The following is a 16,924-nucleotide window of genomic DNA, read 5'->3' as shown; positions in this document are numbered from 1 at the left end:
CGCTCGTGGCGCTCGTGGGCAGTCTGAACGCCCTGGCGCGCCGCAGGCCTGACTGGCGGTGGCGAAGCCCGGTCCATCCGGGCTTCCTCGCCGTCGCCCTGCTGATGCTCGCGCTGCAGGCGGGCGGCGCCACGATGGCCGATGCGTTACGGTACGAACGGTCGGCCATCGCCAGCGGAGAAGTCTGGCGACTGGTGTCCGGCCACTTCGTGCATCTGGGCTGGACGCACTGCCTGCTTAACGTCGGGGGCGTGGTGGCGCTGGCGGCAATCCTGCCCGCGCCGCTGTGTGCGTGGCGCTGTTGCCTGCTGCTGGCCACGATCATTGGTCTGGCTCTGTTCGCCACCTTGCCCGGTCTGCAGCACTATGCCGGGTTCTCGGGCGTCAACTACGGCCTGGCCGCGCTGGCACTGCTGCCGCGTGCCCGCGCGGAAGCAACCGCCGCGCTGGTGCTCGGCGTGCTGATTGTCCGTGCGCTCTGGCAGTGGCTGGGCGGTGGGGGCGCGGCGGATGCCGCATGGCTGGGCGCGCCACCGCTGGCCGCCGCCCATCTCGCCGGGCTGGCAAGTGGGGCGGCAATCCTCTTCCTGCCCCTGATGCGTCTGGACCGTCTGCCTGTCGGACCCGTCAAACGCTCAGAACTTGTGACGCAGCCCCACCGCGATGCCGAACATTGAGCTCTGCCCGTTGGCCAGGGCATAGCTGTTGCCAAGCGACAGGCTGTTGGCATAGAAAATCGCGGCGGACTCCATCGCCAGACCGGCGTTCTTGGTGTAGGCCGCCGTCACGTAGACGTCAGTCCGCTTGGAGAACGCATAGTTGGAGATAGCCGAGATCTGCCACGGGTTGGCCAGGTGCGCATCGCCGAACTGATTCTTGACGTTGTCGTAGTTGTACTCGAGCGTCAGCCCGATGGCCGTCGTGATCTGGTACGTCCCGCCGATCCAGTAGAAGTCATCGCGCAGGAACTCGGCGCCCTGCTGGTTCTTGTTCTGGCCCCACCGGTATCCCGCCATGACCTTCGCCGGCCCAATCGCGTAGCTGGCGCCGACCGTGGCCTTCTTGAAGGTGCCGGTACCAGCATTGGTCGGCTGCGCGGTGGGCGCGATAGTCGGATTGAACTGGTCGTAGCCCACCACCACGCCAAGTGGTCCGGTGGCATATACCAGTGCCGCGCCGTAGGCCGTATCACGCCGGAACTGTCCCGGTACCTCGCCGTTGCCGCCGAGGATGAACGGGGCGCCCACCGTGGGCGGCAAGGCCAGGCCCGTACCGAACGAAAAGTGCCCCAGCGCCGTGATCGGCCCAAAGCTTCCCGTGTACTTGATCGTGTTGTCCTCACGGAAATTCGCGCCCGCCATGACCACGACGGGCTCGTACTGCGTCGCGTACGCGGCTGGCGCGAAGTTCGCCAGCGCTTCGAACATGGAGGTGTACTGCCGGCCCAGCGAAAGCTGGCCATAATCGCTCTGCAAGCCCACGAATGCCTGCCGGCCAAACAGGCGGCCGCTCTGCTGCGAGGTGCCGGTATCAAGGTTGAAGCCGCTCTCCAGCACGAAGACGGCCTTCAGGCCGCCCCCCAACCCTTCCGAGCCGCGCAGGCCCCAGCGCGAACCCGACACACCGCCGGAATCCATGCGGAAGACGTTGTTCGACGGGCCAGGGTTGAAGCCATTCGCGGCAACCGGCACGGCGCCCAGATGGTTGGCGAATTCGAGGTTCGCATCGACGACGCCGTAGAGCGTCACGGTCGACTGGGCGTGCCCGACACTGGCGCCGGTGCATAGGATTGCCACTGCAAGATACTTCCGCTGCATCTTGAGCCCCTCCGCTTGTTGTTCTTCTTTATCCGGACAGCAAACGCCCCCCTCCACCGATGGCGCTCCCAGCCATGATGGAATCTCTCCAGACAATCTTCCGGTACTGCCCACACTGCGGATGTTCGCCAGGCCACCGACGTGCCTGCCTGAACCAAGCGTATGTGTTGAACGCGCGTTTTGCCACGTTTTGCCGAACTACTTCAACGCACGTTGCGAAACCGCGACGATCGCAATGACACAACACGCGCCCGCCAGCAACATCAGCAGATTGGCGGTGCCGATCAGCGTCGCCTGCTGGTCGATCAACCGTGACAGGCGTGCCAGTTCGGCCGGGTCGATACCCTGCTGGAATTCAAACGGCGTCACATGCGCAACCAGTTGCGTACGCGCGATCGCCTCGTCATATTGCAGCCACAGGCTGGCCAGCCCAGTCCCCGCCGCCGATGCGATCTGGCGCACGATGTTCTTGAACTGATAGCCATGAGCGAAGTCGTCCACGCTGAACTCCGCCCACGTCAGGCCAGCCACCAGCATCAGCACGAAAGGCAGCGTCAGGTTCTGCAGCACAAGCACCGGCAGGATGACTTCGAGCGAGGCGCCGGGCATCATCCGTTGCGAGAGCAGCCACGCGGCCATGGCGAAAATCAGATAGCCCAGCGCGATATACCGCCGCGAGCCGGGCAGCGATGTGCCCCAGAACGTGAACGCGGCCGCCGCTGCGAAGCCCAGCAACGACGTAGTGGTGAGCACCGTGCCGGTGGTCTGGAAGGTGAACCCCATGCCGTTCTGCAGCATCGTGGAGATGACATAGGTCCACAGCCCGTTCAGCAGGTAATAGATGGCGTAGAACGACAGCCCGATCAGGAAGCGCCGCCCCAGCAGCAGCTTCGGGTTGAGCCACGGGTCCGGATGCCGGCGCAGATACACCATGCCCGCTGCGAAGAGCGCGATGCCGGCCATCGGCGTGAACGCCACCGAGGGCGAGTTCGCCAGCTCGTAGAACCGCAGGTCTCCCAGGCCATGCAGCAGCGTCAGCGCGCCCGCCCCGAACAGGATCACCGTCACCCAGTCCATCGCGTGATAGTCGACGTCCCACGGCGCCACCGTGACCGTCAGCCGGGGGGGATAGGTGAGCACGACGAACAGCAGCGTGGCCAGCGCGATCCCCGCCTGGAGCACGAACACCATCTGCCATTCGGCGTTCTCGACCAGTTGCGCCGTGATCCACGGTGCCGCCGCCGGCAAACCCATGCTGCCGATATTGAATCCGATGAACAATGGCCGGCGCTCCTCGCGCGCGGCGGCAAGCTGGATGATGATGCGCGACGCTGCGAACAGCCCGCCCGCGCCGAAGCCCTGCACCGCGCGGGCCAGCGCAAGCTCGAGCGGATTGCGGCACAGGGCGCATAGCGCCGCGCCGGCGGCGGCGATAACCAGCCCCGCCATGGTGAAGCCACGGTAGCTGATGTCGTGCGCGAGACGCCGCAGCATCAGATTGGCCACCACCGCGGCCGCCGCATACGACGTCAGTGTCCAGAGAAAGTCCTCGGGGGATGCGTGCACGCCACCGCGAATGTGAGTGCCGGCCACGCCCATCATCGCGGACGCCCAGAAGTCGACTCCCGTCGAGCAGCCGAGGGCCAGGCCGATCATGTAGACCCGCACTGCGGACAACTCCGGATGCTGGCTCAGCAAGGGCTTGCTTGGCATGGGGGGCGACCACCGTTCTGACCGTTGGACGGATGCGGGCACTGGCCGGTCACGACGCGTGGGGGGCGCGTCGGGCGCGACGAAATCAGCATAGCAGATGCATACTGCCCGCACGCGGGCAAAACCGCGTGCCGCTATACTCCGTGCATCCCACGCCCTCGGCCGTTCATTCCGGCACACCAGACACCATGACGCCAGCCACTCCACCCATCGCAGTCGTTGGCGGGCAACCCGTGCCGAACGGCCATGCCGGGGCCACCTCCCGCAACGGCGCAAAGGTGCCGTTCGAGACCGGCATCCGGTTGGCCGGTGTCGGCAAGTTTCAGTATCGCCTCTTCGTCATCTTCGGCCTGGTCTGGCTTGCCGATGCCATGCAGGTGCTGTCGATCGGCTTCAGCGCGCCGTCCATCGCCAGGACGTTTGGCATCACGATGCCCCAGGCGCTGCAGACCGGCACGCTCTTCTTCGTCGGGATGCTGGTGGGCGCGATCGTCTTCGGCCGCCTGGCCGACCGCATTGGCCGCCGCCCCGTGCTGATGATCGCCATCGTCATCGACGCGCTCTCCGGCATCGCATCGGCCTTCGCGCCAGAACTGTCCTGGCTGCTCGTGTTGCGCTTCCTGACGGGCGTCGGTGTCGGCGGCACGCTGCCGGTCGACTACACCATGATGGCCGAATTCCTGCCCAGCGACCGTCGCGGCCGCTGGCTGGTCCTGCTCGAATCGTTCTGGGCGATTGGCACGATCTGCCTGGCGGTACTGGCGCTCGTGGCGCTGTCCCATGGCGATCAGGCCTGGCGCGTCATCTTCCTGGTCACGGGCATTCCCGCGCTGATTGGCGTTGTCCTGCGCTTCTACATTCCGGAATCGCCGATGTACCTGAACCGTAGCGGGCGATCGGACGAGGCCCGCAAGGTACTGGAACGGGTAGCGAAAGCAAACGGCCGAAACGTCGAAATCCCGGCCCTGCAATCCGAAGTCGTCGCGCCGAAGTCGGTCTTCACGCTGTTCTCCGGAACGTTCCGCCGCCGCAGCTTCGCGCTGTTTGCCGCGTGGGCGCTGATCTCGATCGCGTACTACGGTGTGTTCGTCTATCTGCCGATCAAGCTCGGCGCGGAGGGCTTCGCCTTCATGCGCGGGCAGGTCTTTCTGGTCGTCCTCGCCATCGTCCAGCTCCCCGGCTTCGCCTTGTCCGCGTACGGCGTCGAGCGCTGGGGCCGCAAACCCACGCTGATCGGATTTCTGCTGCTCAGCGCGGTCGGCTGCATGCTGTATAGCCTGGGCACGTCTCCCACGGTCGTCGTCGGCTCCACGTTGCTGATGAGCTTCGCGCTGCTGGGTACCTGGGGCGCGCTGTATGCGTTCACACCGGAGGTCTACCCGACCGACCTGAGAGCCACTGGAATGGGCGCGGCCGGTGCGGTGGCGCGTTTCGGCGGCCTATTCGCACCCGCCATCATCGCGCCAGTGATGACCACGCATTTCACCCTGGCCCTCGCGTTGATCTCCAGCATGTTGCTGGCCGGCGCCTTCGCCATCGGCATCGTCAACGTGGAATCGAAGGACCGCGCGCTCGATTGAGCAGGGCCCACGGCGGGTCTCCGACTGGACCGGACAGACCCTTCCTCGGCCAATCTACCCCCCGCATTGTTGTCGGTCTGCTTGCCGCCCTGACCGACGGCCTCCCATGGCACGCCGTCGCCGCTGACCGCGACGGCGCCCTTCGCCATAGGGATAAATCCTCCCCCCTCTTGCTCCACATTGGCAGGCCGCCCCACCCCTCCCGGAGGGGGTTCCGCCTCGGGCCGCGCGATCTAATGCGCATCAGCCCACCTCCATGTCCTCCCAGGCACCGGCAAACGGTGGGCGATCACAACACAAGACCAATACGGAGAAGACAGAGCATGAGGAAGCAGGCTATCGCGCTGGCGGCTCTCGCCGCGGCCAGTGTCACAGCACACGCGCAATCGAGCGTCACGCTTTACGGAGTCATCGACGGGTCGATCGAATACGTCAATCGCGTGGCGTCGTCCGCCGCCACGCCCAACCAGGGTGGCAGCCGCTTCGGCATGCCCAGCGTGGGCGGCCTGTCGGCGTCGCGCTGGGGCCTGCGCGGCGTCGAGGATCTGGGCGGCGGCAACCAGGCGCTGTTCGTGCTGGAGTCCGGCTTTCAATGGGACACCGGCGCGCTGCAAAGCGCCCCCTTGTTCAACCGCCAGTCGTACCTCGGCATCCAGAACGCCACCGTCGGCAAGTTCTCGTTCGGCCGTCAGTACACGTCGTTCTTCGACGGCATGGCCAACTTCGCCCCGCTTCGCTTTGCGGCCACCTATGAGCCGGGCATCTGGTGGATGGGCCTGAACTACCGCGAAGACAACATGGTCAAGTACACGGGCCAGTTCGGACCGTTCCAGGCCGTGGCGCACTTCTCGTTCGGCACCGGCGTGGCCGTGCAGAACGCCACCATCCTGCTGGCCAATGGCGGCGCCGGCGAAGTGCCGGGGCACTTCTCCGACAACACCGGCTACGGCGGCTCGCTGATGTACCTGAGCAACGGCCTGGGATTCTCCCTCGCGGCGGATGAATGGCGTCCGGCAGCAGTCACCGGCCAGCCGGGCAAGATGACCAAGCTCGGTGCGGCGGCTCTCTACAACACCGGGCCGCTCAAGTTCACGGCCGGCTATCGCTACAACAAGGGAGAATTCTCGAACGGCGGCACGCTGCTGCGCGACGACTACTGGTGGGCAGGCGTGAACTATCAGGCCACGCCGGCACTGGGACTGTCCCTGGCCTACTACTTCGCCAACGTCAAACAGGCCAGCGCGGCGGCGAACACCCCGACAAGCAATCCGCCCAACATGCATCAGGTCAGCTTCATCGCCGACTACAACTTCAGCAAGCGCACGGACGTCTATCTGTCGGCCGGCTGGGCGCACAACGGTGGTCTCAGCTTCGACGGCGCCGCCACGGCCTATGCCTTCAAGTACCCGACCATGACCGGACAGCAGAACATGGTCGGGGTGACGGTAGGCATCCGGCAGATCTTCTGACCTGGAACCCTATTCCTTGTCTCAGCCCTTGCGGTGGCCGACGGCGGCCACCGTTCTTTTTTTGGGGCTCTTCGTCGATTTGCGGGATGTGGGAATGGACTCAGAACGACCCACAAGGGACGGTCGCAATTCTCCAAGGCGGCCATTCGCCAACGGTGCAAATATCCGACGATGCCTGGCCATATTCGTAGTCGCTTTCGGCCATGCTCAGTTACTGCGGTACGTCCATCTGTGCATTTTCAAGCTCGACATGCGCTTCGTCGACTTTGCGTTGACGATCGGCGATTTTCTTCGCGCTCTTGCCGTTGGCCTTTGCTTCCTGCAGGTCACGCTCGCGTTCAGCCAGTTTCTTTTGCGCCGCGACCACCTTGCGTTGTGCGTCGCTGCGCAGCACAGCATCGGTGCAATTGGCATTCATTTGAGCAAGCGCTGCTTCGAGGCCATCTACGCGCTTCGCATTACCGTGTGCTTTCGCGTAAGTGATTTCTCGCTCTATCGACTGGCGCTTCGCATCACAACCGTCAGTTTGAGCGGCGCATACCATCGGGGAAAGGACCACGCCGAGCAAAAATGCTTTGATCACGATATTCATGAGAGGCCTCGTAGTAGTGGCGCGTTGATCGTCGACTGTGCATTCGGCAGAGATTATAGAGCGCTCGCAATTGGCTGCCCTGTCGGATACCGTTCCAGACGAACAGTCCCCTGAATTGCCGACGGCCCGGATTCATCTGGTTACGTTTCGTGAACAGACTACCTCTAAGCATAAGCGCAACGGGTCGCTCTCAATCGCCGCTCGCTAAGGCCTATATAAGATCACGGCTGAGTTCGGACAGAGCAGCGACTAAACCGTTGTTCGACAACGTTGGTCCCCCACTGCATCCCCTCTGATTCGCTGGTCAATTGAAAACCAAATGATTCATATAGGTGGCGCGCTGCATCCAGGCCCTTGAACGTCCAAAGGTACGTCTCACTAAATCGCTCATCGACAAATCTCATCGCGCGTGACATCAATTGCCGCCCGACACCGGAACCACGCAACGAATCGTCCACGATGAACCATCGCAAATGAGCGATACCCGTTTCATCATCTCCATCGATTGCCACAGAAGCGAGAGAGCGACCATTTTCGGCGTAGAGCCATAGCGCCTTGCCATCGGCTGGCAAGGTGCCAGCGAACTCGGCAAGCTCTCTCGCCACCTTCTGCTCGAAGAACGCGCCGAAGCCCCAGTGCTCTGCGTAGAACCGGGCGTGCAAGCTTGCTATGTCACCGATGCAGCCGGGTTGATAGCCCTCCTGAATCTGCGTGGCTATGACGCGTCCGGGGGCCGCTTCGGTTGAGTTGTCTTGCGCGAGCGCGTCGGCGTACAGCGCGAGAGAACGAACCAGGAGTTGCTGGTCGGCAGGAACCATACGTCGAAGCGCACTGGACACCTGATCTGTCGCGAATCGGTCAATTTTTCTCCGGAGCTTCTGCCCTGCCTCTGTTAAATACAGCTCAGACGAGCGCGCATCCTCGTTTGCAACCTTGCGGTTCACGAGTCCGCCAGCCTCCAGTTTTGCAACCTGTCGACTTGTATTTGATTTGTCGAGGCGCAAGATGTTGCCTAAGTCCTTTGCACTGATCCCTGGCGTTGCCCCGATTTCGATGATCGCGTGAACAGCCGAAGGTGCAAGATCACTGTCAGCCAAGGTCGTTCGCATGAAGCCTAGTTCGCGAACCAGTTTTCGGGAAAAGTCCCGGAGCTCGAGAATCGTGGTGTCTCTGGATTTGGCCGGAAGATCGACGAGGTCCATGGCTGGGCTCAAATAAGTTGCGTATCGCAACCAACATAGTTGCGATACGCAACCATGTCAAGGCCCGCCTTATAGTGGTGTTGAATTGTGGCGCGCTACTGCTCGCCGAAACCGCACGGGCGCAAGACATTGACCGCTGAAGGTCCTTTTGTCGTGGTGCAGCGGACGTAGACGCAAGCCGGCGGAACGTCGCAGCCTGGCCGGGAAGAACCCGATCGAGTCGGCGGCCGACCTGTCGGCGATGACGGGCTGTAGCCGACCCTTAGCTGTCCCTGACATGGCTCCAGAGCGGAAATCCCGATGGGCAAATTCACCGTTCGAACGCAGCGTCGCCCGTTGAACCATGACATTGGCCGCCCACAGAAATAGAGACCGTCACGCGACCGCCTCGATACTCGAATTTCCCCTGGGCAGGCCACTTGCGGCCGCCGCAGTCGTAGTGCCGATGGAGATCGGCCACGCCCAGCGGCAGATCATGGTCTCTGGGTTTAGCAATGCTTTAGACCCATTCTCATAGTGGCCGCTACCAACGAGACGCGTAATGCTGCCGGTGCCACCACCTTCAGCGCGAGCTCGTCGTCGTCCGCTTGAGCGGCTTACTTTCCGCTGGCCTCGAAGCCAGCTACTACCCTGGCGACAATGTCGGCCTTCTTGGCAAAGAGTTCGCGATGCCCAGCGTCCTCCACCCATTCGACAGTGACGTCTGTGCCAACTGCGGTTGCGCGTTCTGCGTACGCCTTTGAGCTTGCCGGAGCCACAATCGTGTCCTTAAGTCCTTGTATGACCAAGACCGGCGTTTCGGAACGCTTGAGCCCAGCATTGTTTCGACGTAGTGCATCTATCCACCCCGGATTATCTGTGACGTTGGATGTCACAGCAGGACCGGCTGCTGCTACTGCAGCCAAACAGGGTAACCACGCAGTTCTGATGCGAAGCTGCCAGAAGCTTCTGGCCGTCGTCGGTAAAGAGGTTCTTGTCCAGGTTGTAGGCATCCGGGTAGGCGACCGTGCCTACCAGAATCTCCGCCGCGTCTTGACGCGTGGCTCTGATGTCGAGCGCCGGATGAATGGGATGGCTTGTCTGGAGCAATACCAGACGACGCTGGAAGACGCGCCCGCGTGAGGGTTCGGCGGGCGGGCCGTCAGCCCTTTAACCGTGGGGCGGAACGGCTTCCGGGTCCATCCACATCACCTCCCAGATATGGCCGTCCGGATCCTCGAAGCTGCGTCCGTACATGAAGCCGAAATCCTGGACAGGCGTGGGGTCCGCCTTGCCGCCGGCGTCAGTCGCCTTCTGCACGAGGTCAGACACCTCTACTCGTCCGCCCGCTGACAGACACAGCAATACCTGCGCCTCCGCGTGCGCGTCGACGATTCGCTTCCCCGTGAACTGCCGCCATTTGTCGTGCGTAAGCAGCATGGCGTAGATCGTCTCGGAGATCACCATGCATGCCGCGGTTTCATCAGTGAACGCGGGATTGTTGACCGCGCCAATGGCTTCGTAGAAGGCCTTGGATCGCGGCAGGTCTGTCACCGGCAGGTTGATGAAAATCTGCTTGTTCATGATCTGGAGTCCTGTATTTGAGCGATATTTGAACTTCGGTTGTTGATGTAAGCCATGAAGCGATTGCCATGGCATCTTTCGGGCAAACAGTGAAAGAAGGTATTCGACTGGACCTCTTTCGGCCTGCGGCGCGACCGGACAAGCGTGCTGTACTTCCATCGCACATCACTGCCGCACGGACGGCCGGCCGGCGCGGCGCCATCAGCCAGATCACCGGCGCGCAGGAGAGCATCGCGATGACCGCGGCCGTGGCACCCGTAAAGCGGGCGAGGTCAGCAGCAGGATAGGCAGGAGCATGGGCGGGCCGCCTCGCTCAGTCGGTGAAGCCACCATCCGTCAACAGCGAACGGCCGGTGACCCAGGCCATATCTGGCGAGACCAGCGCCGCGATGACATTGGCAATATCTTCGGGATCGGCCAGCCGGCCCAGCGGCGTCCTTTCGCGCGCCTGATCCAGATGCGCTTGGGGAATGCCGGCGGTCATATCGGTGCGCGTGATGAAGGGCGCCACGGCATTGACGCGGATCCTCCGCGGCCCGAGTTCGAGCGCAAATGCGCGGGTGAGCGCATCCACCGCCGCCTTGCTGGCCGAGTAGACGCCGGCCTCGGCCGTGGGTGCACGGGCAAGATTGCTCGACACATTGACAATGCTGCCGCCCGCCGCGCCGAACAGCGGTGCGAACGCCTGCGTCATCAGCATCACGCTGAGTGCGTTGTGGTGGAACTGTTCGTCGAAGAATGCGGCATCCAACTCGCCGATCGGCCGCGCGCCGTACACGCCCGCGTTGTTGACGAGGATGTCTATGCGGCCACGCTCGTTCGCGATGGCGTCGGCCAGTGCGTGGACAGAGTCGGCGCGGCTGACGTCCGCCTGGAACGCATGAGCGCGGCCGCCGGCGCCCCGGATCTCATCGATCACGGTCTGCGCCGTCTCGCGCTGCTCGCGGTAGACGACAGCGACGCTGGCACCGCGAGCGGCGAGCGCGATTGCGGTGGCGCGGCCGATGCCGCGGGAGGCGCCGGATACGACGGCGACTTTGTCTTTCAGGGACACGAAAGTGCTCCGGTAAGGTGCGGGCGAGAATGAGGCCCGTCGATACGGAGAACGTTATCGGCTCGCCCCGTTGGAAGGAAGCTGGCAGATTGCAACGGGGCGTTGCGGAACTGGAACGGGCCCGCCGGACAGGAGGGATCAGGCGATGGCCTGATCGGACGGCCACCTTGCGCGCACCAACTCGAGGAACACACGCACGGCGGACGTCATGCCGCGCCGGCTCGGGTACATCGCGTACAGCGTGGCTGGGCGCGAGCGCACGGCTTGCAGCACGGGCACCAGCGTACCGGCATCGATGGCGTCCTGGCAAAGATAGGCCGGCAACTGCGCCATACCGGCGCCGCGCAGCGCGAGTTCGCGGATGGCCAGCAGGTTATCCACGGCAATGCCCGGCGTGACAGCGATATCGATCGGCTTGTCGTCTGCGTCGACGAACTGCCATGGCCGCGGATTTGCCAGTGTGCCCTGCGCGAGGCAGGGGTAGTCAGCCAACTCGTCGAGGCGCGCGGGCGGGCCGTCGGCTTCCAGCAACGACGGATGGGCCACGACGATCGACGCCGACGTCGCCACCGGCGTGGCGATCACGTCCTCCGAGGCGAGCGGCACAACTGCCGCGCGGATGACAAGGTCCAGTCGCTCTTCGGCCAGGTCGACAAAGCGATTCGAGAGCGTCAGTTGCACCTGCACGCCCGGGTGGGCGCGCGCAAACTCGGCCAGGATCGGAGGGAGCGTGGTCTCGGCGATCAGCACGGAGGTATGGAGGTGGATCACGCCCGATGGCTCCGCCACGGCGCTGCGCGTGAGGGCGCCGATCTTGTCGACGTGCGCGGCCGCCTCCAGTGCGTGCGCGAGCACCGCCTCGCCAACCGGCGTGAGGCCGAAGACCTGCCCCGCCCGGTGCAGCAGTCGCACGCCGAGCGCACGCTCAAGTGTCGCCACCCGGCGGGACAGCCGCGACTTGGCGATGCCGGTCTGCCGCTCGGCGGCGCTGAATCCGCCGGCATCGACCACGTGGATGAAGAGAAGCAGGTCGTCGAGATGTGCGCCGATGCTCTGCGGCATGGGGGCGGATTCTCTGTGGGCGGCGGAGGCCGCTCGGGGATCTGGCATAGGAGGCGAAGGCGCGGGGCCGCGAGATTGCGGGAAAGGTAGATGCTACGACCCTGACGGGCGCCTGGGAAGGCCGTAGCCGCCGATCTGCCGGCGCTCGGGTCGCCGCCCGACCTGCGCCTTAAGCGCTCCACAGCCACGGGACTGAGCAGCCGGCGGCTGCAACGGCTGGAGCGTGGGCGCCCTCGCCTTTGCTCGGGCTCCCGTTGTCCGGAGCGCACGGCGGTCTCGTTCCTGCTGCGTTGCCGGACATGCTTCTGGACCAGACGGAGTACATGGCCAGCAAGAACACCGGGGCCAAGGCGGTCCCGGTGTTCTTGCCATAAGCGGGTAGGCCCAGCAAATGCACGGAACATTGGGTGGCCGCTGCGAATGTCCCCTTTTGGCCGGTCTCAGCCTTCGGCCCGCCGACGCAAGGGCTTGGGACGCGAGGCTGAGCGACTGCGATTGGCTCGATTGCTGCCGACGCTGTCAGCTTCGCGCTAGCTCTGATTAGAGCTTGGGGTGCTAACGGTGCCTTGGAAGCCGGTGATCGAAGAACGGCTGGGACTACTGAGCACGGGACGATGAGCCGTAGAGGAACGTCGTGGGGAGGCTCCGCAGGAAGGGGCCCCAAACCAGGTCCACCTTTTCCCAATATTTTTTTCCCGGGTAATATTGACGGCGATTTTTATCCGGGTACAATTTGTGTCATCAAATCTCACCTCGCCACCATGTCACCAGACAAGTCCAACTCCCTCACGTGTTCCGGTGGCGACCGCCGTGTTACCACCAGGCCTGTTCGTCCGAGCATCGTAGAGTCGAGTCGACCTCGCCCTTGTGTCTCGCAAGGCTTGTCTCGCGGGGTATAGGCCACCGCCCGGCGGCGATCGACGACTCGCGGCTGCTGCCGTTTTCGGGAGTCGGGGACAGCCCTTCGGCATAGACACCGCGTCACTCCAAAAACCCGCTAGTGCCCTTTCTCGGACGGTCTGCTGTCAATCCGGGCGGGGAGCCCTTTGTCCAGAAAGAGAAAATGACCTCCAGTTCGTCAATCGCACCCGCTGCTCCAGCGACCTCCCGCCCGCTGTGGCGTACATACCTGGCCATCCTGCTACCAATGATTCTGACAAACACGCTGCAGGTTGCAGCCGGAACCATAGATGGCATCTACCTGGGGCAGATGCTCGGCGTTCAGGCCATAGCGGCCGTCTCGGCATTCTTTCCGGCGTTCTTCATGCTCCTGGCGATCATCATAGGATTGAGTACGGGTGCCACGGTGCTGATCGGCCAGGCATGGGGGGCACGCAACCCGGAGAAGGTGCGCTCCATTGCAGGAACCGCCATTGCATTGGCACTGACCACAGGCATTGTCGTCAGCGTCGCGGGCGGCGTGTTCGCTTCATCGTTGCTGCAGGGGCTGGGAACGTCGCCAGACATCCTGCCCGAGGCCACGCTGTATGCACGCATCATGTTTGTTGGCTCACCACTCATCATTCTGCTGTGGCTGATGACTTCGATGAGTCGGGGAGTTGGTGATCCCGTCTCGCCATTGTGGACATTGGCCGTGGCAACCATCATCACCATGATATGTACACCAGCCCTGATTCGCGGCTGGGGTGGCATGCCTCGATTGGGGGTGGCCAGTGCGGCCGTCTCGACGCTGGTCGCGTTTGCGCTGGCGCTAGCGTGGATGGCTCGCCGCTGGCTTCGCGCTTCGCATCCACTGGCACCAAATGTCGAACTGCTTTGCCAGATCCGCTTCGACTTGCCTACGGTACAGCGCATGTTGCGTATCGGCATTCCGTCGTCGCTTCAAATGTTCACGGCGGCATTGGCCGAGATCGTGCTGCTTGGCCTCGTCAATGGCCATGGCTACAACGCAACTGCGGCCTATGGTGCCGTGAACCAGGTCATGAGCTGGATTCAGTTGCCCGCGATGTCCCTGGGCATCACTGCTACGGTTCTGTCGGCGCATGCAATCGGCGCAGGTCGCAACCAGCGTGTCCTCGACATTGTGCGGGCCGGCCTCTGGCTGAACATCGTGGTCACAGGTGCCGTAGTTTCCATCGTGTACTTCATGGCTCCCGCGGTCATTTCGCTGTTCTTGACGGATGGCCCCACTGCCTCCCTCGCTCAGGATTTGCTGCGCACAGTTGCCTGGAGTGTCGTGATACTGGGTGCAGCCAACGTCGTTGTCGGTGCGATGCGCGCTAGCGGTACGGTTTTGTGGCCCGCGATGCTTGGCATGGTATCGATCCTGGGAGTGGAGGTTCCGTTCGCCTATTGGCTGCACAGTCGCATCGGAATTTCCGGGATATGGTGGGCTTACACCGTGGGATTCGGGGCCATGCTGCTGCTCCAGTTGATGTACTTCAGATGGGGCTGGCGTCGTCAGCGCATCGAGCGGCTCGTGTAGCGGGCGAAATCGCTCGTGACGGTGGTAAAACCTGACGGCTTCGCCCTGGCAGCCTCCGGCATGACCGTTGGGAACCTCGGCGGACATTTGCATTGTCGATGCCGAGCGTCCGTCTCCGACGAACTCTGATGTCGGTCCGCCCGCCCACAGGCGGGCTGGCGCCAGAGGCAACTGCCGACCCTAAGCGGCCACTCGGACTCTGCTTTTCGAACGTCCGAAACATTTTGTTAGTCGGTCATTCCCACGCTCGAGTGGATGACTGGTGTTGTGCATCCCTGACACCCCACTTCGACGCGCACATGCAGTGGCAGCTTCTTGCTAGATTCGTCACTTCGATTGTTCATTCTATGCAAGCTCCTGCGCATCGGAAGAGTGATGAAGACTCCCGAAAAATATGCTGCAACTCTTGTAACTTGCTGCGCATTCCTGGTGGTGGCGATACTCTGTGTACGCTCAACGCAGGCAAGTGCAACGGTCGCATGCCCGGAGTATGTGCTTTGCGGGGAAAAATGCCGCGGCTCCTCGGAATGGGTTCTTGAGGGGACGGTGACAGCGATTTCTGACCGGGACGATACCGGAATCGGCCCGGCCTGCACTTCAAAGTGGCAGGTTATCCGGTTGAGCGAAGTTGTGGTTGTAGGTGGATCGTTTCGTCGTGAACTCAGTGGCAGAGTAGCCGAGGTTATGACACGGACATTGTTCTCCGACAGTTATATTGGCCGGCGAATTAGAGGATTCGGTAGCGGTAGCCTACTGGAATCATCGGATCAACTAAATTGACCGACTAGTGCCAACTTTGGACCCGCGACGATCCTACGTGCCTTAGTGAGGTCAACCTGAGACACCAATGTCGTTACATCACAATTTTCGGCACCTATCCATGGTGTTTGCCCTGCTGGCTACGGCCTGCGCCAGTCTTTCATCGAAACCATTCCTCGAGCGGTTGCAATGGGGCTCGGTGCCCGACGCTCTGGGCCCCCATGTCGAGATGGTTCGCGATGAGAGGATGGCTAAGCGGATCGGCCGCTGTTATCTCCGTCTGGACGACGGTCCTATTGTCGATGGGGTTCCCAGCAGGGACACCGAGTACTGTTTCAATCGCGGGGCACTCTACTCGGTTCGGACTCATTTTGATGGGGACGATCTACGACGAAAGTGGCAGTACTGGCTCACTGAAATCTATGGACGCCCGCGGACTGATTCATCGACCGAACTCCATTGGGATTCGAAGGACGCCTGGATAGACCTTCGATATGTCACCACAAATTTCTACGGCGCCGAAGATACTGGTACTGTTACCTGGACACAGCGGCGGTACATGCCTCCTTCTGACGCGCCAGCCTGCGAAGCGTTTGATCCGGGCTTTCGAGCCTGCATAGAGCGAGAGAAAGTGCGAATTCAGGCTATCGACGCCAGATAGCCCCGGACGGTATGGGGTCTGTTGATTCGGCTTTGGCGTTCGATAGCTTCCGGCAGCGGTTCGAATGACCGTTTGCAGCCCCTCAACAGACCGTTTCATTGCCGATACGCGGCGGCCGCTTCTGGCCGGGAAGAGCGCGATTGCCCAGACGGTCGGAGAACTCCGCGGCGATGGGCTGTAGCCGACCCTGAGCAGTCATTCGCGAATGGATAAGCCGTGACCCGTCGTATCGCTGCGACACCCCTCCATTTCGCAATTCGCGATGGGCACGCCTTTGCTAGATTCCCCTTTGTCAGATCACCGGTGGAGATTCTCTTGGGACGCTTCTATAGCTTCATTGTCGTAGCCATGTTGTCGTTCTTCTCGACCGCCGCCGCCCCCCTCACTCTCCTTTTCCACGAGAGCTACGCCGAGCTAACGTTCGAGAAGGGGAGTGCCGAGTTGTCGGTAGATGCCAGAGAGAAGCTGCGCAAGACGGTTGAGCACATTGATGCCATGCGCGGACCTTCGGTGATGATCATTGCCTTTAGTGATCAAGCTGATTCCCGGGAGGACCGGGGCGAGCTTGCCATCGCTAAAGCCAGGACACAGGCAATTGGCGAGTTTTATGAAACCGTAGAAGGTGCCAACCTCACGGCGTCGACATATCCAAGCGTTGCCGTTGGCCCGGACGCAAAACGCGCAGGGACTGCGTTGGTGATTCTGAAGGGGTTGTGCACAAAGGGGCGCGAGGTATGTGACGCTTACTTTCCGCCTTGGAAGGAGGCAACGCACCAGTAGCTGCAATGGTAATGGAATGGACGCCGCCCGATTCTCGGTGACAGCTCAATAAGGGTGGACGTCGCGAGTGACCGCTCATGGCCGGTCTCGGCCCTCCGCCGATCCAGGCAAGGGCTTCCTGACGCAGAAGGCAGCTACCGACCCATCTCAGCCACTCGCACTCTAAGCTGCAGACGACTGGAGCTCATTGCAGATCAGTCATTCCCGCGCTGGAATGAGCGAAACC

General features: G+C 62.5%; 13 protein-coding genes. 6 read left to right on the top strand and 7 right to left on the bottom strand.

The genetic code is table 11. The features are described 5' to 3' along the window. Window positions 1-677, top strand: a 677-nt coding sequence (rrtA, locus tag D769_RS21140; protein ID WP_008649264.1) for a rhombosortase, incomplete at its 5' end; no start/stop codon positions are given. Here rrtA and D769_RS21135 read toward each other — a convergent pair. Further along, window positions 636-1,817: a porin gene (locus tag D769_RS21135; RefSeq protein WP_008649262.1), complete on the bottom strand. Its 1,182-nt coding sequence runs from the start codon at window positions 1,815-1,817 to the stop codon at window positions 636-638. The two genes, rrtA and D769_RS21135, sit on opposite strands and share 42 nt — an antisense overlap. 198 nt (window positions 1,818-2,015) lie before the next feature. Continuing rightward, window positions 2,016-3,530, bottom strand: coding sequence for an MFS transporter (locus D769_RS21130; RefSeq protein ID WP_051705476.1), 1,515 nt, complete (start codon window positions 3,528-3,530; stop codon window positions 2,016-2,018). Between the two features lie 188 nt (window positions 3,531-3,718). Between D769_RS21130 and D769_RS21125 the strand changes: the two genes are divergently transcribed. Then, window positions 3,719-5,110 carry an MFS transporter gene (locus tag D769_RS21125; RefSeq protein WP_080709828.1) on the top strand — a complete coding sequence of 464 codons (1,392 nt, stop codon included), beginning with the start codon at window positions 3,719-3,721 and terminating at the stop codon, window positions 5,108-5,110. Window positions 5,111-5,433: 323 nt separating this feature from the next. Continuing rightward, complete coding sequence (locus tag D769_RS21120; protein WP_008649256.1) at window positions 5,434-6,579, top strand: porin; 1,146 nt, start codon at window positions 5,434-5,436, stop codon at window positions 6,577-6,579. A 211-nt stretch (window positions 6,580-6,790) separates the two neighbouring features. Here D769_RS21120 and D769_RS21115 read toward each other — a convergent pair whose 3' ends face one another. Continuing rightward, entirely contained in the window at window positions 6,791-7,171 is a 381-nt protein-coding gene (locus D769_RS21115) for a DUF1090 domain-containing protein (protein WP_035883858.1), read from the bottom strand. A 221-nt stretch (window positions 7,172-7,392) separates the two neighbouring features. Beyond that, on the bottom strand, window positions 7,393-8,373 hold the full coding sequence (locus D769_RS21110; protein WP_008649252.1) for a helix-turn-helix domain-containing GNAT family N-acetyltransferase: 981 nt from the start codon (window positions 8,371-8,373) through the stop codon (window positions 7,393-7,395). Between the two features lie 780 nt (window positions 8,374-9,153). Between D769_RS21110 and D769_RS31980 the strand changes: the two genes are divergently transcribed. After that, window positions 9,154-9,495, top strand: a complete 342-nt coding sequence (locus tag D769_RS31980) for a hypothetical protein (protein ID WP_152415043.1) — start codon at window positions 9,154-9,156, stop codon at window positions 9,493-9,495. Window positions 9,496-9,522: 27 nt separating this feature from the next. On the opposite strand, the gene D769_RS21095 is transcribed toward D769_RS31980, so the two are convergent. The 3 genes from D769_RS21095 to D769_RS21085 all read right to left on the bottom strand — a co-directional run bounded on the left by D769_RS21095 (window position 9,523) and on the right by D769_RS21085 (window position 12,052). Then, on the bottom strand, window positions 9,523-9,936 hold the full coding sequence (locus D769_RS21095; RefSeq protein WP_008649245.1) for a VOC family protein: 414 nt from the start codon (window positions 9,934-9,936) through the stop codon (window positions 9,523-9,525). Between the two features lie 313 nt (window positions 9,937-10,249). Further along, complete coding sequence (locus D769_RS21090; RefSeq protein WP_008649243.1) at window positions 10,250-10,990, bottom strand: glucose 1-dehydrogenase; 741 nt, start codon at window positions 10,988-10,990, stop codon at window positions 10,250-10,252. Window positions 10,991-11,128: 138 nt separating this feature from the next. Then, a complete protein-coding gene (locus D769_RS21085) occupies window positions 11,129-12,052 on the bottom strand; it encodes a LysR family transcriptional regulator (RefSeq protein ID WP_008649242.1) in 924 nt (307 codons plus the stop codon). Window positions 12,053-13,115: 1,063 nt separating this feature from the next. Between D769_RS21085 and D769_RS21080 the strand changes: the two genes are divergently transcribed. Then, window positions 13,116-14,498, top strand: coding sequence for an MATE family efflux transporter (locus D769_RS21080; RefSeq protein ID WP_040011180.1), 1,383 nt, complete (start codon window positions 13,116-13,118; stop codon window positions 14,496-14,498). 1,636 nt (window positions 14,499-16,134) lie between these two features. Beyond that, entirely contained in the window at window positions 16,135-16,698 is a 564-nt protein-coding gene (locus D769_RS21070) for an OmpA family protein (protein ID WP_152415042.1), read from the top strand. The last annotated feature ends 226 nt before the right edge of the window (window positions 16,699-16,924 follow it).

The sequence above is a fragment of the Cupriavidus sp. HMR-1 genome, from assembly GCF_000319775.1.
Lineage (GTDB): Bacteria > Pseudomonadota > Gammaproteobacteria > Burkholderiales > Burkholderiaceae > Cupriavidus > Cupriavidus metallidurans.
Note: the sequence above shows the minus strand (reverse complement) of the source record. Positions and strands in the feature narration are given on the sequence as shown.